We start from the raw sequence: 25,736 nt of genomic DNA, 5'->3' as shown, positions 1-25,736 counted from the left end.
GTGAGCAAGGCCGGTTCACAAGCCCGAAAAACCAGGCCGGGCGTTTGCTTTTTCAGGCGCCCTGTGGTAACCCGTTCAGTGTTTGAATCGCTCCTAAACAGGCTTCCCCACGCCTTCCGGGACCCAAATAGGCGGCAAAGGCGATTGGTTTGAACATAAACGCCTGGACCGGCGGCATTATACCCTCAATGATGTGAAAGGACCAATCCGCTGTTTTCAGATGGTTTTCCAAGTATGAAATCAAAAATCGCATTATGGTATTTAATTGTCGTCTTTCTGTTTTCCTGGGGCTTCCTGTCCGCCAGATACCACATTTTTCCCTGGAGCCTGATAGACGGCTTCATTATTACTGTGGAAAACTTCGTAAAAGGCGACCCTTTTGACGACACGCCGCTGGCACGCAGGGTTGTGGCTGAATTCAAGGATGACACCGCCCAGTTCGAAGCAGACAACCACCCGGGCTTTGCAAACGGAAAGCCCTTGTCTCCGGATTTTTTCGATCCGGGGCAAAAAGGATTGCCGCTGTTTTTTACAGAAAAAACAAGCGGATACTATATGGTGTACGGGATTTTTAAAGCAGCCTCGAACGGCCTGGCGCCTTACGCCATTCTTATAGACCACAAGGGTAATGTGGTCCGGTCCTGGCATTTGCCCTTTTTAGGCCAGAGCAAGGAGTCCAGGCGCATTTTCATATCCCGGGAAGGGGACCTGATCACCAATAACTCGGACGCGCTCAGATGCTATTCATGGTGCGGGGATCTTAAATGGGAGATTCCGCCCAGCGGCTTCCACCATGAGATGGACGAATGGGGCGACAAGCTCTATCTTTGGAGATGGGACACCGTGGTGTCTGTGGATAAAAAGGATCAATCCGTGACCACGATCCTCAGGCTGATCGATCTGGTCATGAACAATCCTGACGTGGTGGAATTGCGTATGCCCCTTACGGACGAGTTCCGGTACTTTGAGGAAGCCCGGGAGACGTCGGCCGTTGACGACAAAGACCCGAATCTCGCCCAGAAGACGGGATATTTCCGGGGAAGGGACCCGTACCATCCCAACACGGTTTCCGTAAACAAAGGGGTGTGCCCGTTGTTTCCGCCGGATGCTCTGCTGCTGAGCTTCAGGCATATTGATACGGTTATGGTTGTGGACCCCAAAACAGCCAAGGTCCTGTGGATCGACCATTTCAATCGCCAGCATTATCCCCTTTGGAGGCCGGACGGCATAACCGTTTACAACAACCGGACCAACTTCCGGCACAGCACCATCGAATATGTCACTTTCGACAAGAAACGCACGATCCTGGCGGATGGAAAAGACTTCCGCTGGCACAGAACCTGGACCGGCAATTACAGCTTTTTGGATGACGGATCCTTGCTGTTTTTAGCCAACCACTCGGAGTTCTATCACCTGGACGAAAGCGGACATGTTATGTCGCGGTTTGTGAATCGTTTCAACGCCCTTGATTTGACGATAGTAAACGCCTATTTTGTGGATGAAGAGAGTTTCAAGCGCTTTGAATCCGCATGTACGAAAAGCCGGTAATCAGGCAAGGAGCTATTATGAAGAAACTTCCACTCTTTTTTTTGTTTCTGTTCTTTCTGCTGGCGGCTACCAACGCCTACGCCTACGTAGGGCCCGGCCTGGGGCTTGGGGCCATTGGCACCATTTTGGGCGTTTTAGCCTCTATTTTGCTGGCTTTGTTTGCTGTGCTTTGGTATCCCATCAAAAGACTTGTTAGAAAAATCAAAAGGAAAAAGGAAGAACAGTGATTCCCTACCTCGCCGTAAGCCTGTGTATTGCAATTTGCATAGAAATCGCCCTGATTGTGCACATAGAAAAAACGGCGGGGCGAGTGCAGGAATGCATGACGGCTTCGTTGGGGACCGTAACCCGAAAAGGGGTTTCGGACCATTGGAAGGAAAAACTCCTGCTGTACTACTCCGGCAGAATGTTCGCCGCCTCCCTCAAGCTGGGAGGATTGATTTTTCTGATCTTCACCCCCGCTCTTTTATTGTACTATCTGGGCGGCCGCCTTGATCCGGCGATCCCTCCCTTTTTCATCAGCCCCAAGGGTCTGATATTCTCCACGGGCCTTTCCATCGTATATCTGCCCGTGCGCCTGTCATTCCGGTCCTCGGGCAAGGAAAATCAGGACTATTCCGCCTCGTCCAGGCTGCTGCACCACCTTGCTTTAGGGCCCCGGATCATACGCGAGGCTTCGTTCGACGTGGAGCAGGCGTCATTAAAAGCCAAGCCGGGCGGCCAGGGAGAGCACGTATTCGTCTCAGGCCTGGCCAGGGCCGGCACCACTCTGCTCATGCGGCTTTTGTACGAAAGCGGAGATTTTTGCTCCCTCACCTATCGGGACATGCCCTTTGTTCTTGCGCCTAATTTATGGAAAAAACTGAGCGCCGGCTCCAGAAAAGACATGGAGAAAAAAGAGCGCGCCCACCAGGACGGGGTTCTGGTGGATTTTGACAGCCCGGAAGCCCTGGAGGAAGTCTTTTGGAAAACCTTTTGCGCTGAAAAATACCTCCATTCCGACCACCTTTCCCCCATGCAGGCGGATAAGGAAACCGTGGAGAAATTCCGGGCTTACGTCGCCTCCATTCTCTGCGCCCACGAAAACGCCGAAGGCAGATACCTATCCAAAAATAATAATAATATCTTGCGACTGGACGCTGTTCGGGAGTCCTTTCCCAACGCGGTCATCCTGATTCCATTTCGCCATCCTTTAACTCATGCAGCCTCTTTGATGAACCAGCATCGCCTGTTCCTCAAAAGCCAGGAACAGGACGCTTTCGCCCTAAAGTACATGACCTGGCTGGCCCACCATGAGTTCGGCGGCGGTCATCGCCCGTTCCGGTTTTCTGATGAGGCTCAAGCCAAAGGCGCCCCCCTTACCCTGGACTATTGGCTGCGGTTGTGGATCGACGCCTATGGATTTCTTTATCCTAAAACCAACGATGTGAATGGGCGCCTGGTCTGTTACGAAGACCTGTGCGAAAACCCCGCGACGGCCTTGGATAATTTGGGGAAACTGGCCGAAATTAAGCGACCAATGGGAAGGCAAAACCCCATCCGCAGCGGAGGCAGGGAGGTTATCGACCCATACGACCCGGCCCTGCTTGGCAAAGCGGAATCCCTATATTGGCAACTGCGTGAAAAAGGAAGCTGGTTGACGCAAGCGCCGTAGGCAAGTCCAAAACGCTTATAATTTTGGGAAAAGCGGCTTTACTTCCCTATAAGCATTGCAAAGGCTTCTAATTTAGATGCAGCAAATAGGTATCACAGCCCCTGAAATCACAACAAATTCCTTTGACCCCCAGTTTTGAATCCGCTATTATTTAATATTTGGGTCAATTTTCAAAAAAATGGGGATGTCTTTTGGCCGAAAGACGATCCTGCTTTTTGCGGAAAGACGACCCTGCTTCATCTTTCCCATTACAGATTGCGCCGAAATGCGGCGTTTTGACAGGAGTCTGCAAACAGCATGTCCTGCAAGCCCACATATGAAGAGCTGGAGGCGCGCATCAAGGAATTGGAACGGTTTTCCGATGATTCCTGCAAGGAAAACGAGGAGAAATACCGCCTGATTTTTCAAAATGCGCCCCTTGGCTTTCTGCACTTTAACCAGGACGGCGTGATCACTGCCTGTAACGACATGTTCGTTAAAATTATCGGCTCCAGTAAAAAGGCTTTAATCGGCCTCAATATGCTGCACTTGCGGGACGAAAAATTCGTCCACGCCGTCAGAGAGGCGTTAAACAACCGGCAGGGGTATTATGAAGGGGATTACCGGTCCGTGACCGCCGAAAAAGTGACTCCCATTCGGGTTCACTTTTCGCCGTATCGATTTCGGGATAATGGTGTGTGCGGCGGCGTGGGAATTGTGGAGGATTTCACGGAAAGGAAAAAAACGGAGCAAGTCCTCTTGGAAAGCGAGGAAAAGTACAGGAGCTTGTTTGAAAACGCTCCTGTGGGCATTTTCCGCACGGATTCCAAGGGAGGGGTGGCATTGTGCAATACCGCCATGGCCCGCATCCTGGGATTTGAAGCCGTGGAAGACGCCCTGGCCTATTACTCCAACCTGGGCGAACAGCTTTACGCCAATCCCGAAAGGCGCCGGGAATTTATCCGGCAGTTGAAGGAAAACGGTTTCGTAAAAAACTTTGAGTACGAAGCCAAACTGCCCGGCGGCGATAACAAATGGCTGAATATGGACGCCAGAATTATGGCTTCCAAAAAGGACGGCGCGTTCCTTATTGAAGGGTTTGCAACGGACATCACCGAACGCAAACAGGCTGATCAGGCCCTCCAAAAAAGCGAAGCCCGGTTCAGGGAGCTTTCGGAAATGCTTCCGGAAACCGTTTTTGAAACCGACGCGGACATCAATCTGACCTTTGTCAACCGCCAAGCCTACAAAATGTTCGGCTACACCGAAGAGGATTTTAATAATGGATTGAACGGCCTGGATATGATCAGCCCGGAAGACAGGCCCAAGGCCATTGAAAACATCTCGGCGAAATTCGCCGGAAAAAGCATTGGCGTCAACGAATACACAGCTATCCACAAGGACGGCTCCACCTTTCCCGTTTTATACCACATCAGCCCCATTTTCGCCAACGGCCAGCCCGCCGGCCTTCGGGGCGTCATCGTGGATATGACCGAAAGAAGGCGGATTGAAAGGCGGCTGCAGAAAACCCAGAAGATCGAATCCATCGGAACTTTGGCCGGCGGCATAGCCCACGATTTCAACAATCTTCTGTTTCCCATTTTAGGCATGTCTGAACTGTTATTGGAGGATTTGCCCAAAGACAGTTCGGAATGGCAGTGCGTGCGCGAAATCTTCAAAGCCTCCAAACGGGGCAGCGAACTGGTCAAGCAAATCCTGGCTTTCAGCAGAAAAGCGGAGCCGAAAAAACAGCCTTCGGTGCTGCAGCAGGTTTTGAAGGAAGCCGTGAAACTGAGCCGGTCAACTATTCCCGCCGATATTGCAATCACAAGCGATATAATGCCCGACTGCGGCGTGGTCATGGCCGATCCCACCCAGATGCATCAGGTGGTCATGAACCTCATCACCAATGCTTACCATGCAGTGCAGGACCAGGGCGGCGCCATTTTTGTCAGCCTCAGGGAATGCCAGTTGGAAAAAGAAGATCTGACCGATAAAAACCTGCCCCCCGGCCGCTTTGCCCTAATGAGCATTGCAGATAACGGCGTCGGCGTGGACCCGGAAATCATGGATAGAATATTTGAGCCCTATTTCACTACAAAAAGTACGGGAAAAGGCACCGGCCTGGGGCTTGCTGTGGTTCATGGCATTATTAAGGATCATCGGGGAGAGATAAAAATCAGAAGCAACCCCGGCAGAGGAACCGTGGTCGATGTTTTTCTTCCCTTGATGAAAAAATCAAAGGAACAGGCCCAGGCCGCTCCCGGCGTGCACATACCTTCCGGCCATGAAAGAATTATGCTGGTCGATGACGAAGAGCCTGTGGTCAATACCGTGGGAAAAATGCTGAGTCGCCTGGGCTATGAAGTATGCTCCTTTACCAACAGCCTGGAGGCTTTGGAATATTTTCGCAGTAATTCCTCAGGAATCGATTTGCTCATGACGGATATGACCATGCCGCATATGACCGGAGACGCCCTCATAAAAGAAGTCTCGGCCATCTCCCCGGACACGCCTACTGTCATCTGCACCGGCTTCAACGAAAAAATCGACGAAAAAATAGCTAAACAGATTGGAATCAAAGGATATCTGCTAAAACCAGTTTTAAGAAAGGACTTGGCCGAGATGCTCCGCAGCGTTTTGGACTCGAAAGAATAACGAGTCCGAAGGCAAAATTTTTTCATTGAAAATATTTGTTCATAGCCTGAAAAGTTCATATTTTTTTCAATAATCCCCTGCCTTCCCGTTGTAGTCTGCCGCCATAGAATCACTATTTTTTCTTCCCTCCGTTTTAGCCGCTGACATATCAACCCAGACCCGGAGAGAGTTGTATTTATTGGCATTTTGAGGTACATACTGTCCTCGCACTCATCTATGCTTTCGATACTTTTCTAAAATTTTATTTGTGTTAAGGCGACTGAACCATGCAGATCCGTTTGTTTCTGGCTGTCACGGCGATTGTCTCGTCATTTCTTTTAGTTTCCCCTCAAAATTCCCTGGCCGATGCTGCTTCAGCGCGCACCCAAATCAATGCGGTTTGCGCGGAGATAGACGCCCGCGCCGAAGAAATCAAAAGCCTTACCCATGCCAAAAACCTGGAGCAGGCCTTTGACAAACTCGAAGAATTAAATGACTACATTGAAAATAACCTCCAAACGACTTTCTACGATAAAGTGCAGGAAGTGCGGCGGGAGGATCCTTCGTACACGCCTCCTCAAATCAACATTGATTTAGGCGTCAAGTTCACCTCGGAGTATTGGGACGACTTGATCCAAACGGCCGCGAACTCGCTCCAAAACGCCGAGGACGGCCTCAAGGGAATCCCCGCCATGCGTACATTGGACTTTCAAGACAAGTCCTTTGCGGTTTTAAAAGGGGTAAAAAACACCTTTCAGAACGTGGGTTCGGTTATCAAAGACGCGCTGGCAGTGGATGTGCCGGGACTTATCAAGGATACCTGGGACGGCATGAACCAGTTCATTGAGGATTACACGGCGGTGGAAAACGCCAACCTGCAATCCATGAACACGGATTTGTTCAAATCCGAGGTGGAACTGCTTATTAAAAAGGCGAAAAAGAACGTCGAGCTGATGAAGGACGCCAAAAGCAGATTCATCGTATTCAGGTCCGAGATAGAGCAATTCAATCTGCATATGAAAAATATCGCCCACTACTCCCACAGGGCGACCTCCGACCCGGTCTGGCCCCTGGATTTCAGCAACACAGATTACATTTTCGACGCGACGCCATATCAAAACGCACTGGACGCTCTTTCCTCCGATTTCGCCGACGAGGAGTTATGCTGGAGCGAGTTCAACAAGATCTACAACGGAATTATGGCCGAGGCTTTGGCGGAAAAAAATCAGGTGTTGGAAAACATCAACAATTCCGGCGAGCCCCAGGAAAACAAGAACGTATATCTTAACGACGTCTCGACCAACTGGACGTGGTTGAGCAATTACGCCCAGACCATGTGGGACGGCTACGATGCAGCCCGGGCCCAGGCGGTCGCCGACCACGACGCCCTGCAGGCCGTATTGGACGGTCTGGAAGCGCAGATCAACGCCTCGGCGGAGTCCTATTGGGATAAATCCGGGTTCACCCGCGAGGATCTGGACGTTTTTGACGAGCAGGCCCTGGGGATCGTGCAGACCAACCTGCCCGATTTTTCGGGCCTAAGCCCCTATTATCTGACCAGGGAATATGATCCCTCTTTTCCGCTTTCCGAAGCCGTCTATTCCTATGAAATGCCGTCTCAAACGCCGGACATCAACGACTTTACGTTCAGAACCTATCCGGAAAGCCTGGAAAAGCTGGCCAAGGCTTATCTGGTTATGGCGGAGGCGGGCCTGGAAACCAATTCCGAACGCATCTATTCCGGCTCCGGCAGCCCCGTGGCCCATTTCGCCCTGAGCCCCCTGACCCAGGATCTCATGGACATGGTCTGGGACAACGTGGAAACCCTGGAAACCCAGGCGGCGAACTACACAACCTTCATGGAAGGCAAGCACGCACTCCTGACCGATATAGAAGATAAAAAGACCGCCTGGGACGCCGCCGTGCAAGCCCTGGCCGATCATGCGGACGCCAACTGGATGTACCTCTGCACCTCGGGCGATGACGAATGGGGCGGCGCCCAGCAAACCTGGGATGCGACTCATTTTGACGTGTACATGGCGGACCTGGATTACGACTTCGGCGCAACCATGGCCCAACGGGCCATTGAATCGGCCGACGACTACCTCCAGGGCCAGAGCGATTTCAACCAGGACCTGGCTGCAGCCGACGAACTTTTGAACCGCATGAAAAACGATGCGACCCTGCGGATTATGGTTCAGTTTATAGTCAGCGACTATACCTCATTGCCGGCTTTGCCCTCGGAGCAGGGATACCTGGATTTCCTCAAGGAACTGGAATACGTCGCCGCTTTTTACAACCTGAGCGACATGGAGCGGGTCATGGACATTCGCTCGGACGCCAAGGAATTGTTTCAGCAGATATTCGCCAACCCATCCTCGCTGAACGGGTGGATGCAGCAACGAAACCCCTATTGCGTCATGCCTGAAAACGAAGAAGTGCTGCAGGATCTCATAGACCAGGCGGGCCTCTATAATGACCTGTACATGGCCAACGTCCGGGAAGGCTTTGCAGGCTGGGCGGCCTGGGCAAGACAGCAGCTTCAGTTGTATTGGCCCGAAACCTCGGGCGACGATATCCGTCCCAACCTGGTGCATCACACGCCGGGCCTGAACAGCGAGGGCGTGTCCGTATACCAGACCATTCGCGCCGTGTTCAACGAAGCCATGGACGCCTCGACCCTGGTTTCCCCCAACGCGGTTATCCAGGCCAACGGCGTTTCCAAGCCTTTTACGGGCCGGTATGACGAGGCGACGAAAACCTTTTACATGTATCCCGGTTCTCTGCTGCCGGGAACGGTCTATACCGTAACCTTCAGCGAAGGATGCACGGATCAGGCAGGCAATCCCCTGGTGGAAAAATCCTGGTCTTTCACCACCGAATCCTTTGAAGCCGGAACCCTGCCTCCGACCATAGAAATCACCGGCGTGGAAGACGGCGCAGCCTATGCAAATCCCGTGACCATCGGCATTCAGGTTTCTGCGGGTGGATATTCTGCGGCCTTATGGCGTAATGGAGAAGCTCCCCAGTCGATCATTGACGGCGCCGAGGTTTCGGCCCGCGGCCGTTACGACCTTTTGGTGAAGGCGGACCAGGGCGGATCCCGCAGCCTTTGGTTTACCATTGGCGCTCCCGTGGAGGACGCGGCCATGGATATTGGCCAGGAATACGCCGCCCCCGCCCTGCCCCGCACCATGAGCAGCAGCGAATACATAGCCGTAGGCATGCGGTATAAGGTCGTGGGCATGCACTACTATTACATCAGCAACAGCAAGATATGGCTTTTCGATCTGCTTACGGGCGAGGATACCCTGCTTTTCGACGCCAGCTATTACTACATCACGGAAGGCGGCATAAACGGCGATCCCACCACCTACTGCTCGTTCCTCGACATCTCCGAACCCTGGGTGCTTTACCCTAAAAACAAGGGCGACGAAGGATCGGGCATAGACCCGGCGGACAAGACCTTCTCCCTGTTCCTGTACAATACGGAAGATGGAACCACCACGCCCGTCCCCACCGGCGCCGCCAGCGTGACCAACGGCTTTGTGCACGGCAATACGGTCGTTTGGATTGATTTTTCCGGCGCCGACCCGGTGATTCGCCTTTGGGAAATCGGATCGCCCCAGCCCGTGGACCTGCGCACCATTACCGGCCTGGAAACCTGGCAGGATCCCATTCTCAGCGGATTTGACGGGGATCATCTTGTTTTTCAAATAAGCGACGGCAAAGACTACGTCGCCTCGGATACGGACGGGCAAGACGGCGTGGATTACAGGGTTCCCAAGGGCGACAGCCTCCATTCCCTGGACGTGCGCACCCTTGCCATGACGGACCTGGTGTCCTGGGATCCGGACAACCCGGTGCGCGTGGACAAGGCGGCCGTGGTATACGGAAGGGCCGTGGCCCTGGTGTACACCATGCACGGGGATTTTACCGGCGGCTTGTGGTATGACACATGCGACGACAGCAAGCTCTTCGTGTACCATCTGGACGCCGGAGCGACCTTTACGGTCAGCATGCAGCCCCAGGTCTGGCCTTTCCAGATTTCCGAAAGCCTGGTTTACTTCCAGGAAAGAATTAACCCGCCTCCGTATTCCCTGTCGGCGGCGCAACAGTCGGCGGACATGATTCCCACGGCTTACGACCTCCTGACCCACCGGACCTATCCCGTGGATCTTGGTTCGACGTCGGGCCATTTTCAACTTTTCGGCGATTATCTCATAAGCTATGGCGATACCCCCCGGATCGTTGCCCTGGGCGCCGGAACCAGCTCCGTGACCGTCACGGACAAAACGCCCGCAGAGGATGCCGTCAACGCCTCGACGGATACGGCGATTACGGTCAGCTTTTCCGGCCCCATGGACCCGACCAGCCTGACCAGCGAATGGATCGCCCTGACCCGCGTGGACGCTGACGGCAATTTCATCGCCCGAGATCCCGTGACCATATCCTACGACGCGGACACGGACGTCCTGACCCTGGACCCGGGCGAGCTTGTTTCCGCCGCCAATTACCGGGTTCACATTGCAGGCCAGGTTTTGGACGCAACCGGTGCGGCCTTGGGCGTTCCCGTGTATTGGGGATTCTCCACGGAAGACGTGGACGGCCCGGATTTTACGGGCTCCATCCCGGCTTCGGGCTCCAAGGCGCTTCCCCCGGGCGGCGCAATCAAACTCCTGTTTAACGAGGCGATTGACGAAAATTCGGCCCAGGCTGGCGTGGCCCTGTTGCAAGGCTCCACTTCCGTTCCCTTTTCCTCCTATGCTGATAATGCAGGCATGCTGACAATCACCCCCAGCAGCGCCTTAACCGCCTCCACGACCTACACCGTGGAGATGGACGGCGATCTGACCGATAAGGCGGGAAACGGCTTGTCCGCAAACAGCGTCATCACCTTCACCACCATGGCTGTGACGCCTTTGGACGTGAGCGGAACCCTGGATTATGCGAATACAATGATGGGCGGGGTTTACGAGATATCCTTGCCCGGCGGCGCGAGCGCTCAACTGGACGCATCATTCGCCCAGGACGTGGTGAGCAGCCCGGACGGCGCCTACTTGTATTTCATGTCCGGAAATCTGCAGGCGTGGGACCGCCAGACCCAGGCGCTGACCACGGTGGAAAATTCATTTCCATCCCGTTTTACGCCGGATTTCACTTCGGACGGCGCCCGGATTATCTACGCCCGGGACCGCGACGGCCTCGTCGGCCAGGAAATCATCAGCAACTCCCTGGCGGGCGACGATCCCCAGGTATTGGCGACCGTGCTTGACGGCGACGTGACCTCCCTGGAGCTTTCGCCGGACGGCGCCAAAATCGCCTACGCGCTTAACATCAGCTTTTCCGATCCCACGCAAGTGCGGGTGTTCACCTTGGCAACCCAGCAGGAAGAGGTTTATGTGGGCGGAGCCGCGCCCGGCTGGTCGCCGGACGGAAGCGTGATATACGCCTTCGCCAAATCCTCGGATACAAACAACCAATGGTCCATCGTCAGCCTGACGCCGGACATGGCCTTTGTGGAAAAAATTTGCGACGTGGATTCCTATGCGTCCCCGGCCCTGTCTCCTTCCGGGAACTTTTTAGCCTATTTTTCGGACAACGGCCTGGCCCTGGCCAGCCTGACCACCGGAAACCAGGAGCTTGTCATGGCATGCTCCCAGCCCAGCATGGGGACCATGCGCTTGTTCTGGACCGCGGACGAGTCGCGCATTGTCATGCCCGCCTGGGGTGTGGAAAGTTCAAACCATGTGGGCGCTTATGTGTTGAATCCGGGCGCCCGGTCCGTTTCGGTCATCACCTCGGTAAACGGCGGCATGCCGGCCATGCCCATGGATTTTCGGGAGATCGGAGGCCAAAGCGCTCCCGCGCCCGTAGAAATCCAGGTTTCCAATACATCCACGGGCGGCGCGCCCTCGGCGGCCCTGGATTGGTCCTCCTACAGCGACGGCCTTGCAGCCAGCTATAAGGTCTATTCCGCGGCTCAGCCCTTTTTCACGGTGGACGGCATGACTCCCCTGGCCAGCCAGCAGGCAAAGACCTACACAGACTCACAAGCCAAGTTCGGCGAGCCCATTTATTACGCCGTCGCCCCGGTTACGGCCGGCGGTCTGGAACGCAAGCTGGTGGCGCCTTTCGGCCCGGTCATCCTGGACGATCAGGACGGATTGAACGACGCCTGGGAACGCTTGTATTTCAACTCCCTGGCTCAGGCCGGGGCCGACGATCCGGATAACGACGGCCTCACCAACGCCGAAGAAGCCGTGCTGGGGACCAACCCCACGCTGAACGATACGGACGGCGACCTGGCCCCGGACGGCGAGGAAATCGCCAGAGGCATGAATCCCCTGGTCAAGGACGTCGCCCCCATCGCGCTTTCAGCCCCATCGGCGGACCTGGCGGTGGGCCAGGCCATGGATCTGACGGTCTCGGGCGGCTCCGGCTCCTATACTTTCTCGTCGGATAACGGCGCCGCGGCCTCAGTAAACGCCCAGGGAACCGTTTCCGGCCTCACCGCCGGGACGGTGAATCTCAAGGCTGTGGATGCGGTGTTTATCGGCCTGGAGTCCAACTCCGTGGGAGTCAATGTGGTTTCCAACCTTTTCGGCATTTATCCGCCAGGGCCGTACGTAATGCAGAAAAACGGACATCTGGACCTGAAGGTGGAAGGCGGCAGCGGTTTTTATTCCTGGACCCTTTCCAACGAAACCCTGGCCAGCCTATCCGAATCGGGAAGCCAGTGCCGGGCGACGTCCCTGGGGGACCAGGGAACGTTCACCGTGACGGTGACTGACGACCTGGAAACGGAAAGAGAGCCGGATACTGCCGACGTAACCGTGGAGGAAATCCCGGGAGACCTGAACGGAGACTCCCTGGTGACCCTGGAAGACGCCATCCTGGCCGTGCAGGTCGTCTCCGGCTATGATCCGGCCTCGGGCATCAACCTGTCCGGCGACGCCAACAACGACGGCGCCGCCGACATGCGCGACGCCCTGTTCGTTCTTCAGCAGTTGCAGTAATAACAACGGGCCGTCATAGGCCTTTCCGCATGCCAAATATGAGAGCCGTATCGCACAAGCGATACGGCTCTCTGTGTTTTTTAGGAAATTCCTAAATAGCTGTCCACCCGCCGTCCACCACAATGGTCTGGCCGGTGATGTAGCTGCCCGCCTCGGAGGCCAGCAGCAGCAAGGCGCCGATCAATTCCTCGGTGCGGCCTCCGCGCCTGAGCAGGGAGCGTTTTTCCATGAAGGCCTCGGATCTTTCGTCGCCGAACATGTCGGTGGTCATTTCGCTGGGGAACCAACCCGGAGCAATGGCGTTTACGCGCACGCCCCGTTTGGACCACTGGGCGGCCAGTTCCCGGGTCATGTTGATCATAGCGGCCTTGGATGCGTTGTAGGACGCCTGGGGGATGGACCCAAGCCCTACCAGGCCCAGCATGGAGGCTATATTGATAATGCTTCCGCTGCGGGCTTCGAGCATGATTCTGCCGCACCTCTGGGAGCAAAGAAACTGGGCGTTCACGTTGATGTCCATGACCATCTTAAAGCTCTCGTAAGGCTCGGTTTCCGCAGGGTGCGGAATTGCTACGCCCGCGTTGTTCACCAGGATGTCCAGACGGCCGAAGCGGTCCGTGGTCGCCTTTACCATGTTGTCCACGTCATTTTCCAAGGTGACGTCGCAGGTGACGGGTTCGGCGCCCACACCGGTTTTCTCCAGGTTAGCGGCCAGATCCTTTAAGCGGTCGGTTCTGCGAGCTGCCAAAACCACGTTGGCGCCGGCGGCGGCTAGGCCCTGGGCGAAGGCCACGCCAAGCCCGGAGGAGGCGCCGGTGATTACGGCGGTTTTTCCAGTCAGGTCAAATAATTCAGCGGGGGATTTCATGGTCATTTTCTTCTCCAAGGAATCTATAATGGAACAAAAGGGCTTAAAAAAGGGGGTGGATAAACAATGGCATTATTATCACCCGTTCCGCGAAAAAGTCCAGCCCATTTACAACAGTGTGTCAACGCGCCGGACCAGGCCCTGGCCGGCTGCCCTGCGCTCTGATGCCAGTCAGCCACGACAAGCGCTTTTTGGACGCTCTGGCCGCCCGCCGGTGGAAGATCCAAAAAGCCGGGAAAAATGGCTTTATCCTGGAGGAGTAATACCAAGTTGCGGTCATTCGAGTAATTTGCTCATTCACTTTCATGACTTTATATCCATACCCAGCCTCCTTTCCACAAGGACTGGGTCCCCGTTTCCGGGAGTGCGTCCGGATGAATGAAAAAAGCAATCATCCCGCCGCCTCCCTCCATGGGGATGACGGAAAGCGGAGGCTTTAACCGCCAAAAGGTCTTGGATGCTCACTTGCCCTGACGGAAGGGCGGCAAGCGTCCTCGGGACTTTCGGCAGGCGCAAAAGGCCGTCATCCCGGCAAGGGCGATCCGCGTTTCAGGATCGTCGCCAAGCCGGGACCCAGCGTTATATGCGACCCTTCACTACATGAAAGGATATGGCGCCGCCGGTCACGGTGCTTTTGCCGTAGTAAACAAACAGGGCCGCCCATAAGGCCTGGACGGATAATATTACGACGGGAGACCAGACAGCCTTCCAGCCCAGGGCCAGGGCGGGCTTCAAGGCCTCTCCCATGGGGAATACCATGGGCAGCAGCGCCGTATACAATATGGCGACGATCATCATAATCTGGTAGGCGGATATTTTTCCCTCCCCCCGGTAATCGTCCCGAAGCATTTCTGAAAAAAACCGCCATACCTGGGTGACCATCAAAACCTGCAGCAAGGCCAGCCCGAAATGCCCGCTCAGGAAAAGCAGGGTGCTCAGCAGGGCGCTGGCGCAATATATGACGGCGGTCAGGGCTTGAATCGGAAAGACCTTTTGGCCGTCCAGGCCCGAGGCGTAGGAGATTTTCTTGGTTTCGCCCGTGAACACAAAGCCCTTGCCGTTCAGGAGCTTTTGCAGCACGGGATGCACCTGGGAAAACGGCTTGCCGTAGCAGCAGCCGAAGCTGATGCAGGCCAGCCTGCCCAAGCCCTCGCCGAATCCGTAGGCTATTGCCATGGCCGCGCAAACGGGCAGGACCTGAATGCCGGAGCCTTCTCCGGCGGCCAGCTTTAATCCCCAGACGATCCAGGGCATGGTCAGCACACCGATGAACAGGGCCCCGCCCACGGTGAAGGTATGCTTTTTCTTTTCCACGATGCGGGCCAGAATTTTGGACGAAGGGATGCAGATAATCATCAAAGCCAGGGTGACGGCCAAAGAGGACCAGACGGGCACGGAAGCCGCCCCAAGCAGGAATACGGCCAGGGTCACGCTGAATGCGCTGGAGCATGCGATGATCAAGCCGTAATAGGTGAAGTTCACAGCCTCCCAGCTTTTGCCGTCGGCGCTGCGTTTTTTGGGCGCCGAGGCCACGAACTGCCAGGAAGCGTCAGGCAGGGTTTTGAATCCCCAGGCCAGGACCGCGCCAAGCACGGCCGCCAGACAGGCCACGAAAATGTAATCGGCGTATTGCGCCATTATATTTATCCTTTCCGATTCAGTGTGACATTTTTTCTATCAGGAGGCTGCGCAGCCAATCTGCTCGCGGACCAAAACCTCGGTCTCCACCATGGCTCTTCCAAAGCCCTGGGAAAACCGGCTTTGCACATCCGTCCTCAAGGTGTTTTGCAGCAAATCCCCACAAAACTGCATGCGGCCCTTTTGAAACAGAATCACGTCCGTGGAGCTTCCCGGCCGGTACAGGCTTTTGGGTTGTCCCCTTTCCAGGAACAAGCCTTGCTCAACCTCCTGGGGAGAATCGTACTCCCCGCTGCTGTAGCACTGAACAATGTCGCCTATCATCATGGCGGCCACCTCGATCATGGCGACCAGGCCGACCTGAGTTCCGCCGGGGACGTCCGTGTCGATGATCGTCACCGCCCGTTTGTTCTTGGAATACGGCGTGGCTTCCATGATCACCGCGCCGGGATTGCAGGAATGATAGGCGCCGTGAATTTCGTATATGTCCACCACCTCGCCCGCCGCAGGGGAATGGTTGTAATGGTATTTGTCCGGGGTCAGGCGAAATACGGCGAAATCCCCGCCCTGAAAGGCCTTGAGCCATTCCGGCTTGTCCAATCCCAGCAAGTCTTCAAACCCGAACAGGGACTCTTTAAGGTACAGGTGGGAGTGCTCCTCCAGGGAGCCCACGATCACCCGGGCGTCCGCCGGAGAGACGATTGCCCGGGGATCTTCCGGCATGGGCCGGGTTTGCCAATACTTGATCTTGCGCTCGAAAAATCGGCGGGCGTTGGTGAAATATTCAGGAGGATCCACGCACTCGTCCAGGTCGGCGCCCATTTTTTCGGCCAAAACGCGCACGTTGCGGCCGGGATTCAAAATGGGCAGGTCGTAATTGCAAAATCCCAAAACCCGGGACGCCCGGGCGCTGGTGAGTGCGTTGAAAAGCCAGCCAGCCTTTTCCCGGGCCGTGCTGTACAACCCAAGCACTGCGAGATCGCCCACCAGGGCTTCGTCCTTGATTCCGCCGGTCTTACGCTGAATGTATTGGTGCGGGAAAGACCCGCTCCAGGCTTTTTTCATCAGGTTCATTTAATATTCTCTCGTATTCGGGCAATTGGGCGCCCACCGCTAACATGCATAAGGCCAAAAAACGCTCCAAAACGCTCGCCGGCGCATCGCCCCGCAGGATGTCCAGTTTCACCCGGGACAAAAACTGCAAGGCCCCCTCCCCTTCCAATATGGAGTTGAGCATCTCCCGGTAGCGGCCTCGCCCCAACAAGGCCTTGCCGTCCAGGCGCTCCAGTTCCTCAGCCAGAAAATCGCAGGCTTCGCACATGTGCTTCATACGCAAGTCGTTCCGGTAATAATATTCCGCGGCCTGGGCGAACTCCCCACCGGAAAGCTCCATGGGCTTTTTGGCGTTGGCTTTTTCCAGGATGGACTCGGTCAGTTTGCCCGCAGCGGAAAACTTTTCGGGAAAACGCACCCGCTCCTCCAGGTCCTGGACGGTTTCCTCCATGCCCATGAGTTCGATCAGGTCCTGGGCCTCCGTCCGGATCATGCTAATGAGGGCAAGCCTGTATTCCAGGTTGTAAACCCGCAAGTAACCGGGATAGCGGCGGCTGAAGCGCATTTTCTTGGCGTCGCGCAGCACCCGGAGCATGAATCGGTTCCTGGTTTTTTTGTTCACGAAAAAGGTGGGAATGCCGATGGCCGCCCCAAAAAAAATCTGCCTGCGTTCGCTTTCGGTAAAGGGGTCGCTGGGCAGTTCTTCGTGGGATATTTTGCCGTTCAATATGCACTTGAAGGCGTATGCCGTAATCAAGGTTTGCAGGTTGGCCGCGTGCACCATGTCCGTTGACAGGCTTTCGAACAAACTGTAATGGCGGCCTTCAAACCCGGAAAATCCCATGAAAGCGAACTGCCTTTGCTTGTATAACAGGTAAAGGCTCATGCTTTCGTCGAAGACTCCCAGGGCGTCCAGATCCCGCTTCAAACGCAGGTCATTGCCCAGAGTTCCGTCCAGGGCGTGGCTTTCCTCCGTGCTCTTCAGGGTGACCAGATAGTCGATCAAACGGAAGTCCGGGACAAAATCCCCGCACAGGCCGAAAACCTTTCTCAGGGGCCGATCCAACCACAAGGGACCGAAAGGCGTGCAAGGCTGGCCCAGGATTTTCAGCTTGGCTTTTTTCTTCCACCGCCGCCAGATCATGCGTAAATGGGTGAAGTCCAACTCGTGGGGGAGGTATCCCAAAGCCTTTTCCGGGTGAAAATCCGTAAAATCCAGACGATAGGGCGCGGCGCTGTAGGTCCCCACAAACAGGGGGAGAAAGTGCTCGCAAAATTTGATGACCAAATCGCCCAGATATTTTTCGTCATGGGCGCCGAAGCCCGAATGGGGGTCGGCCAGCAGCTTGCCCAGCTTAAGGCTGCCCAGGCTCAGGTGCGTGCCGTTATTGGCCAGGCTTACGTTGGAGGTGTTGGGCAGCACCACCAGATTGTTGTTGATGATATGGGCCTCCCGGAGCTTGGCAACGGCGTTCAACTGGCTGCGGGATAGCACCTGATGGCACAAGGCCATGTACTTGTGCTTGTCCTCGCCCCGATCCCAGCCCGAAAGGCAGGGGCTCATAAAAAGATCCCGGTAAAACGCATCGGAGATCAGGTCATTCAAGGTTTTTTGCCGCGTAGGCGGGTTGGGCGCCATGTACAGCACGGCTTCCTGGCCGTGGGAAAGCAGTTTAAAGGACCGGTTGGCGTATTGGATCAAAGCCTGGCAGACCAGAAAACGCAACGCGGTCTCGCCTGCGATCCCCCGGCCCATGCGGTTTTTCCTGCGCAGCTTGACCGTATAGAAGGAAAAGGTTTCGGGCGAGGTGTTGTCGTTGGAAAAATGCGACATCATCCGATGCCCCAATTCCCGCACAAGGTTCAGGTTGGGAGACATCTCCCCCAAAGCCTGGGCCAGGGAAATCTTCAATATATAACTGATGGGCAGGCGCATAAACTCCTGGCCCTCCCGCTTGAACGAAAACTTATGGGCGTCCCCGCGCATGGGCCCCTGGGGCGCACGTTTGTCCTCCAGCAGGTCGTGGTTCAAAACCCGCATGGCCGTCTCGTTCAACGCGCCTTTGGGAAAGCGCACCCAGCTGTTCTCCCAGATCTTGCCTGGGTTATCGGCCAGAAACTGCTCCAGGTCCGTGACAAGCTGGGCGGGCGCTTCTCCGGAAAGGCTCCGCTTGCGGATGTTCTTCAAATAGTTGGAAGCCGCAATAATGGAAGGCAGGTCCACGTCCTCCGGCGCCCCTTTGACGGCGGACTGCAATTCGTTTTCCGTACCGGCCGTGGCGTCGCCCGGGGCGAAAGGCAGATTTTGGATGAATGACTCGGGACGCCGGGGATCGGCGTTAAGCAGCTTGCAGTATGCGCCTCTGTCTTTGGCGATGAATGAATTGGAATGATCAAAGGCGGGCGAGATCGCTTCGGCAGGCAGAGCAGGCATGGAACGGCTCATATTCCACTCCGATTAAGGTTATTAGTTGCGCCCATGACAGGCGAGCGCAATATAGAGTGGATTTGTTACGAATTCAGTATGAAAGGATTAATTTTAGGTTAAGTTCGTGAGGGATTTTTGTTTGTGTTTTAGAATGTCGTTCTTTCACCAAGGGGATGGGACTATTGGGACGATATCTCGCTAAATTCTCATTACATACTATCAAGCAATTTTCGCCCTGCGTCCCTGCCTGCATAGCGAAAAGCAATCATGCTCGAATTGACAGGATCAAACTCAACATCCAGTATTTCCAGCTTAAGGTTTCTTAGCGGGCTTAGACCTGCACACATTACGACATCAAGAAAACCAAAAATTGCTGAGCGAAGCATATCCATTTGATGATGATCTAATTTTAACTCAAGAGAAGAAAGATCCACCTGAAAACTCGCTGCAGGCTCTACATTCATTATAACTTTTGCATATTGCACCATAGGCCCCAAATGCTTATCCCAAATCCCTTCAACCTTGACAGGATTCTTCAATACCTGGGGCGTTCTCGAAACTAAATCATCTTGCCAAAATCTGATATAATTCATTGATTACACGACGAAAAAAGAAAAAAATTACATATCTTCCGATAGAATTATGGCTTCGGCGATTTCCTTCATGGTCTTGCGGTTGTCCATGGATTTTTTCTGGATCCATCGAAAAGCCTTGTCGCCGGTAAGCCCCTTGCGGGCCATGACGATTTCTTTGGCTCTTTCGATGACCTTGCGGGTGGCGAGCTCCTGTTCAATGACCTTGGTGCGGACCATGAGCCTTGCGTTGTGGATGGCCAGGGAGGCCTGGTTGGCCACCGTGCGGATGAGGTTGATTTCGGTTTCCGGGAAATTGTGGGGATTGCAGGTAAAGCAATTCAGGACGCCGATGACCTCTTCCCCGCCAATGGTCATGGGCACGCTGGCCATGGAGACCAATTCCAGCTTTCTGGCCATTTCCTTTTCCTTGAACCGGGGGTCGTCCAGGACCTTTTCCAGAATCAGGGCGGTGTTGGTCTGGGCCACGTGCCCCACCACGCCCTCGCCCATGCACAAGGTCCGGTCAATCACGTAATCCGGGTCCATGGCCTGGGTGGCGGCCAGCCTGATAACCTTTTTATTAGGATTCTTGCCTTCCTCCACCAACCACAGGGAGCAGATGTCCACGCCCGTGACCTTGGCGGTCACCAGGACAATGAGTTTAAGGATGTCTTCCAAAAACAACTCCGAGGTGATGGCTCGGCTGATATCCATGAGACCTTTTATATAGGCGTCGTATTCTTTAGGGGCTGCTTTTTCCATGGGTGGGAGAATATCCTGAAAAAGGGAAAAAGTCAATCTTGGGGCTATGCGCCAAAAAAAGTTATTGACAAAAACCTAACAAATAATTAAGTATAGCTAAATTTCGGGCGGGCGGCACAACGGGGTGCACGCTAAACCCGCGATTACAAGGGACAAAGACGTCCGCCTGTAATAGGTGAGACGTCTTTTTTTTTGGCATTTTGAAGGCCCGGTCCAAGGGAGGGCGGCCAGAAAAGCCGATTTATTGATGAGGTCTTCATAGAAGAGGGAGAGAAGAACATGCGTTTTTCAAAAAGCAACGACGCCATCGGAACCACCAATCGCGGCAATCCCACGGAATCCAGCTTGTGCACCCTGTGCCGGGCGGACTGCCAGGGCAAGTGCGAAACCTGGATGTCCGGCCTGGTTGGCCGTAAACTGTTGTATCCCCGGGATTTTGGACTGGTCACCGCCGGCGCCAACAACACCACCCACGTGGGGGTTTCGTACAACTCCCTGCGCATTCAGGGCTATGCCTACGGCGCTCACGGCTTAAGCCAGGGGCTTTCCAACGACCCTGACGACTGCATCTTCCCCAACGTCAGCCTGGAGACGGAATTCGGCCAGGAAATCAAGACCAAGGCCCGCATCCCCATGATGACAGGCGCATTGGGATCCACCTTCATCGCGGCAAAATACTGGGACTCCTTCTCCATCGGCGGCGCCCTGTGCGGCATCCCTGTGGTAATCGGCGAAAACGTGGTGGGTGTTGACAGACAGTCCCAGATTCAGCCCGGCCTGGAGAAAAAAGGCAAGATCAAAAGTGCGCCCGAACTGGAAAGGCGCATCAACGGATATTTGCGCTACTATGATGGATACGGCGCGATTATAGTTCAGCTTAACGTGGAAGACACCCGCAACGGCGTGGCCGAATTTGTGGTGGATAAATACGGCGATAAATGCATCATCGAACTTAAGTGGGGCCAAGGCGCCAAAGACATCGGCGGCGAAATTCAGGTGACCAGCCTGGACTACGCCCTGTTCCTGAAAGAACGCGGATACGTTGTGGACCCCGACCCCGCCAAGCCCGAGGTCCAGACCGCTTTCAAGGAAGGCGCCATCAAGTCTTTTGCACGTCACAGCCGTTTGGGCGGAACCAACCTGAGCTCCGTGGACAAGGTGCAGGAAGACTTTATGTCCAGCGTGGACTATCTGCGCAGCATCGGCTTCAAACGCATCACCCTGAAGACCGGCTCCTACGGCATGGAAGAACTGGCCATGGCCATCAAGTTCGCCACGGTCGCCAAACTGGACCTGCTGACCATCGACGGCTCCGGCGGCGGCACCGGCATGAGCCCCTGGAACATGATGCAGTCCTGGGGCGTGCCCTCCATCAACCTGCACTCCAAAGCCTATGAATACGCCTCCATTTTGGCGGCCAAGGGCGAAAGAGTTGTGGACATGTCCTTCGCCGGCGGCTTCGCCCTGGAAGACCATATATTCAAGGCCATCGCCCTGGGCTCCCCCTACACCAAACTGGTGTGCATGGGCCGGGCCATCATGATCCCGGGCTTTTTGGGCTCCAACATCGAAGGCGCCCTCCATCCGGAACGCCGGGAAGCGGTTTGCGGCAACTGGGACTCCCTGCCCAAGACCGTCTCCTCCATCGGAAACTGCCCCGAGGAAATCTTCGCTTCGTACTTTGACGTGGAAAAGAAGGTGGGCAAGGACGAAATGAAGCACATTCCCTACGGCGCCATTGCATTCTACACCATGGCCGACAAGCTCTCCTGCGGACTGCAGCAACTTATGGCCGGCGCCAGGAAATTCCGGATCGACCAAATCACCCGAAACGACATTTTCGCCGGCAACCGGGAAACCGCAGCAGAGACGGGCATCACGCACATCACGGACGCCAACGACGAAAGCGCCAGAAAAATCCTCAACTCCTAAAGTTAATTGAGTTTGTGTCATGGAGCCTTGCGCTCCGTTCCTTCAAAGCCCCGGCCGGACCGTATTCCCCGGCCGGGGCTGCTTTTTTTAGCTATTCTTAAACCCTGTCATTCATAATATTCAAGGTCCTCGCCCTGGGCGCCCCCATACAAAAATGGCGTGCATGGGCCGGGCCATCATGATCCCGGGCTTTTTGGGCTCCAACATCGAAGGCGCCCTCCATCCGGACCGCAGGGAGGCCGTCTCCGGCAACTGGGATTCCCTGCCCAAAACCGTTTCCAACATTGGCGCCAGCCCCGAGGAAATCTTCGCTTCCTATTTTGACGTGGAAAAGAAAGTCGGCAAGGACGAAATGAAGCACATTCCGTACGGCGCCATCGCCTTCTGCACCCTCATGGACAAACTCTCCTGCGGACTGCAGCAGTTCATGGCCGGCGCCCGGAAATTCAGCCTCAAGGCCATTTCCAGGGACGACATTTTCGCCGCCAACCGGGAGACGGCCAGGGAGACCGGAATCGCTTTTATCACCGAAGCCAACGACGAGCGCGCCAAGAAGATTCTCAACTCCTGAGGCTCGGTTTTAAAACCCAAAAAAAGGCTTTTTTCATCCCGGCCCCCTTCGATTTTTTGGCGCTCCGAAAGGGGCTGTTTTTTACATTTTTTGCAAGGGAGACGAATTATCGGCCATTGATTTTTAAAGGGGAATTAGCCTGCTTTTTCCGGCCGAATCAATGAATTCAAGGCCTGGAAAAAGACGTTGGTAAAAACGATTCCTAAAAAGTCTTGCCAATTAAGCGGGAATGAGATAAAAAGGCTGTTTACGAGAAAGCAGTTTATTCTCTAAAAAACAACAAGATTGTAGTTTCATAAAGGAGTTAATTCAAAAATGTGCCGTTTATTTGCCATGACTAGCGACGAGCCTTTCTCCCCGTTGGTGGCGGCCAAGGCTTTGGACGTGATGCGGGAAGGTCATGACGGCTCGGGCGTGGGGCTCTTTCTCTCCGACCTGAGCGGTCCTTTTGAAGACCTTAAAGATGCTCCGGTGCTCTCCGGGATTTTTACATCCAAAGGTTTGAAAAAGCTGGATGTCCACATGATGGAATTGGGCTTCACCACCAAGTACAAGGTGACCATCAAGGCGCCCAAGCCCGCGCCTCCGGGCGTTCCTCAGCGGGATGTATACCTTATCAGAGCCTATGAGTACCCCGACGAATGGCATGCATACAGCGCAGAAAGACGGGCGTTTGAATTAATGAAAGTGCGCCTGGACCTCCGCGGGATGGGCGAGGCCGACGGAGACATGATCGTCTTCAGCTTCTGGCCGGACGCCATCATGATCAAGGAAATCGGCGACCCCCTGACCGTTGTCCAGCATCTTGGCCTGGACCGGAAGGAGCTCATGGCAAGGGTCATTATGGCCCAAGGCAGGCAGAACACCAACTACGCCATCAACCTGTACGCCTGCCACCCCTTTTTCATCCAGGGGATCTGCACCATGACCAACGGGGAAAACACGGCGTTCGTGCCCATCAAGGAATACCTCTCTTCCAGAGGATTCCCCGGATACATGGGCTACAACTCCGACTCCGAGGTGTTCGCGCACATTCTCCATTATTCGACATATCAGTTGGGGCTTCCCTTGGAAGCATACAAACATGTCATCACCCCCTTGTCCGACGACGAGATGGGCGATCACCCCAACAAGGCCTTCCTGAAACAGCTCAGGCAGACCTGCCGGAGGCTGATTATCGACGGCCCCAACTGCGTCATCGGGTGCCTGCCCAACAAGTCCCTGTTCATGGTTCAGGACCGGAAAAAGCTCCGTCCCGGCATCGTGGGCGGCAGGCCGGGCTGCTACGCGTTCTCTTCCGAGGAATGCGGGCTGGACGCGGTGATTCCCGATCGCGACAAGAGTTTGGATTTTCAACCAATGCATTTGGATACGGCAATAGTTTCATCGGATCGTCAGGAGGTTCACATATGCAGGCAGACACAATCATTACCCCAAGCACTCTGTGCGTAAAAGACTTACCATGGCAGATTGCATGGGATAAGGATAAGTGCACCCTCTGCGGCCGGTGCGCCGCCGCCTGCCCCATGCTGGCCCTGGAACTGGCCGTTTACCGGAAACGGGTCATCCAGCCCCCCATCGGTCTGGAAAAAACCCCGGAAAACACCTTTGAATCCTTTTACGGCGTACGCCAAAAGACCAATCCCGACAACGCATGCGTGGGATGCGGCATGTGCAACCTGGTTTGCCCCAACGACGCCATCATGCCCATGCATTCGGACGAAGCGGACAAGCTGCGCTTCCATAATAACAAGGGCGGAGTTCCCCGCCGCAGGGGCGGCCGCAGGAACGATCCGGAAGGGGTTCTGGACAGAATCAAGTTCACCAGAATTTCCATGCTCACGGACCCGGCCCTGGACGCAGGCCGCCACGACTTCCAGTTGAGCACCCTTTTGGGCAGGGTTCTGCCCCCCGAGGAAAACCTCAAGCTCCAAAGGGAGAATGGCTGGATTCCTCCGGTTCGGGAAATCTACCCGCTGATCATCGGCGGAATGAGCTTCGGCGCCCTTTCCCCCACCATGTGGGAAGGGCTCCAGATGGGCGTCACCTATCTGAACGAAGAAGTGGGCATGCCCGTGGTCATCAGCACAGGTGAAGGCGGATGCCCTCCCCGGCTGCTCAGGTCCCGCTTTCTCAAATACGTGATTCTGCAGATCGCCTCCGGGTATTTCGGATGGGACGAAATCATTCACGCCCTGCCTGAAATGAAGGTGGACCCCTGCGCCGTGGAAATCAAGTACGGCCAGGGCGCCAAGCCCGGCGACGGCGGCCTGTTGATGTGGCACAAGGTCAACAAGCTCATCGCGGCTATCCGCGGCGTACCCCAGGGCGTCAGCCTTCCCAGCCCGCCCACGCACCAGACCAAGTATTCCATTGAAGAGGCGGTGGCCAAGATGATCCAGTCCATGTCCATGGCCTGGGGATTCCGCGTGCCTGTCTATCCCAAGATTTCGGCCACCTCCACCTCCGGCGCCGTGTTGAACAACCTGGCCCGCAACTCCATTGCGGCGGGCCTGGCCATCGACGGCGAGGACGGCGGAACCGGCGCAGCCTACAACGTGTCCATGGACCACATGGGCCACCCCATCGCCAGCAACATCAGGGACTGCTACCTGAATCTGGTCAAAATCGGCAAGCAGAACGAACTGCCCCTGTTCGCAGGCGGCGGCGTGGGCAAGCGCGGCAACCTGGCCGCCAACGCCGCGGCCCTCATCATGCTGGGCGCCAGCGGCGTGCAGACCGGCAAGTACGTCATGCAGGCGGCCGCCGGCTGCCTGGGCAGCGAAACGGACCGTTGCAACATCTGCAACATCGGCCGTTGCCCCAAGGGCATCACCTCCCAGGATCCCAGGCTTTACAGAAGACTGGATCCCGAACAGGTCGCCCAGCGTTTGGTGGACATGTACCTGTCCTTTGATACGGAGTTGAAAAAGATCGTGGCGCCCTTGGGAAGATCCACCTCCCTGCCCATCGGCATGTCCGACGCTTTGGGGATCAACGACTACAATATCGCGCAGAGGCTGAGCATCGACTACGTGGTTTAAGAACCGACAAAGAACCTGAAGCCGGCTC

15 protein-coding genes are annotated in these 25,736 nt (G+C 55.3%); 9 read left to right on the top strand and 6 right to left on the bottom strand.

The window, feature by feature from the left end; translation table 11 throughout:
* The first annotated feature begins 234 nt into the window (after window positions 1–234).
* The 5 genes from G491_RS0106870 to G491_RS0106850 all read left to right on the top strand — a co-directional run bounded on the left by G491_RS0106870 (window position 235) and on the right by G491_RS0106850 (window position 12,837).
* Entirely contained in the window at window positions 235–1,548 is a 1,314-nt protein-coding gene (locus G491_RS0106870) for an aryl-sulfate sulfotransferase (protein ID WP_028314049.1), read from the top strand.
* 17 nt (window positions 1,549–1,565) lie between these two features.
* Window positions 1,566–1,775 carry a hypothetical protein gene (locus G491_RS0106865; RefSeq protein ID WP_028314048.1) on the top strand — a complete coding sequence of 70 codons (210 nt, stop codon included), beginning with the start codon at window positions 1,566–1,568 and terminating at the stop codon, window positions 1,773–1,775.
* Window positions 1,772–3,202 (top strand): sulfotransferase, encoded by a 1,431-nt coding sequence (locus tag G491_RS33485; RefSeq protein ID WP_051327086.1) that lies wholly within the window; start codon window positions 1,772–1,774, stop codon window positions 3,200–3,202. Before G491_RS0106865 ends, G491_RS33485 begins: the two co-directional genes overlap by 4 nt.
* Before the next feature lie 297 nt (window positions 3,203–3,499).
* Window positions 3,500–5,839 carry a hybrid sensor histidine kinase/response regulator gene (locus G491_RS29750; RefSeq protein ID WP_051327085.1) on the top strand — a complete coding sequence of 780 codons (2,340 nt, stop codon included), beginning with the start codon at window positions 3,500–3,502 and terminating at the stop codon, window positions 5,837–5,839.
* A 266-nt stretch (window positions 5,840–6,105) separates the two neighbouring features.
* Window positions 6,106–12,837, top strand: a complete 6,732-nt coding sequence (locus G491_RS0106850; protein WP_028314047.1) for an Ig-like domain-containing protein — start codon at window positions 6,106–6,108, stop codon at window positions 12,835–12,837.
* 91 nt (window positions 12,838–12,928) lie between these two features.
* Here G491_RS0106850 and G491_RS0106845 read toward each other — a convergent pair whose 3' ends face one another.
* From G491_RS0106845 to G491_RS0106810, 6 genes are all read right to left on the bottom strand, one after another.
* A complete protein-coding gene (locus G491_RS0106845) occupies window positions 12,929–13,711 on the bottom strand; it encodes an SDR family NAD(P)-dependent oxidoreductase (RefSeq protein ID WP_028314046.1) in 783 nt (260 codons plus the stop codon).
* A gap of 573 nt (window positions 13,712–14,284) precedes the next feature.
* A complete protein-coding gene (locus G491_RS0106830; RefSeq protein ID WP_051327084.1) occupies window positions 14,285–15,343 on the bottom strand; it encodes a prolipoprotein diacylglyceryl transferase family protein in 1,059 nt (352 codons plus the stop codon).
* A 39-nt stretch (window positions 15,344–15,382) separates the two neighbouring features.
* Window positions 15,383–16,417, bottom strand: a complete 1,035-nt coding sequence (locus tag G491_RS0106825; RefSeq protein ID WP_051327083.1) for a phosphatidylserine decarboxylase — start codon at window positions 16,415–16,417, stop codon at window positions 15,383–15,385.
* Complete coding sequence (locus G491_RS0106820; RefSeq protein ID WP_028314043.1) at window positions 16,359–18,842, bottom strand: hypothetical protein; 2,484 nt, start codon at window positions 18,840–18,842, stop codon at window positions 16,359–16,361. The genes G491_RS0106825 and G491_RS0106820 overlap by 59 nt, the downstream gene beginning before the upstream one ends.
* A gap of 191 nt (window positions 18,843–19,033) precedes the next feature.
* Entirely contained in the window at window positions 19,034–19,417 is a 384-nt protein-coding gene (locus tag G491_RS0106815; protein ID WP_028314042.1) for a hypothetical protein, read from the bottom strand.
* A gap of 27 nt (window positions 19,418–19,444) precedes the next feature.
* Window positions 19,445–20,161, bottom strand: coding sequence for a GAF domain-containing protein (locus G491_RS0106810; RefSeq protein WP_028314041.1), 717 nt, complete (start codon window positions 20,159–20,161; stop codon window positions 19,445–19,447).
* A gap of 279 nt (window positions 20,162–20,440) precedes the next feature.
* On the opposite strand from G491_RS0106810, the gene G491_RS0106805 reads away from it, so the two are divergent.
* The 4 genes from G491_RS0106805 (at window position 20,441) to G491_RS0106790 (ending at window position 25,708) form a co-directional block, all read left to right on the top strand.
* Window positions 20,441–22,093 (top strand): glutamate synthase-related protein, encoded by a 1,653-nt coding sequence (locus tag G491_RS0106805; protein WP_012609668.1) that lies wholly within the window; start codon window positions 20,441–20,443, stop codon window positions 22,091–22,093.
* A gap of 154 nt (window positions 22,094–22,247) precedes the next feature.
* Complete coding sequence (locus G491_RS0106800; protein WP_248635334.1) at window positions 22,248–22,664, top strand: hypothetical protein; 417 nt, start codon at window positions 22,248–22,250, stop codon at window positions 22,662–22,664.
* A 315-nt stretch (window positions 22,665–22,979) separates the two neighbouring features.
* Window positions 22,980–24,116 (top strand): class II glutamine amidotransferase, encoded by a 1,137-nt coding sequence (locus tag G491_RS0106795; protein ID WP_012609667.1) that lies wholly within the window; start codon window positions 22,980–22,982, stop codon window positions 24,114–24,116.
* The gene (locus G491_RS0106790; protein ID WP_028314039.1) at window positions 24,074–25,708 is read left to right on the top strand and encodes a glutamate synthase-related protein; all 1,635 of its coding nucleotides are present in this window, start codon (window positions 24,074–24,076) and stop codon (window positions 25,706–25,708) included. The genes G491_RS0106795 and G491_RS0106790 overlap by 43 nt, the downstream gene beginning before the upstream one ends.
* The last annotated feature ends 28 nt before the right edge of the window (window positions 25,709–25,736 follow it).

Origin of the sequence: Desulfatibacillum aliphaticivorans DSM 15576, from assembly GCF_000429905.1 — a bacterium.
Lineage (GTDB): Bacteria > Desulfobacterota > Desulfobacteria > Desulfobacterales > Desulfatibacillaceae > Desulfatibacillum > Desulfatibacillum aliphaticivorans.
The sequence above is the reverse complement of the archived record's forward strand: the minus strand, read 5'-3'. Positions and strand labels throughout refer to the sequence as shown.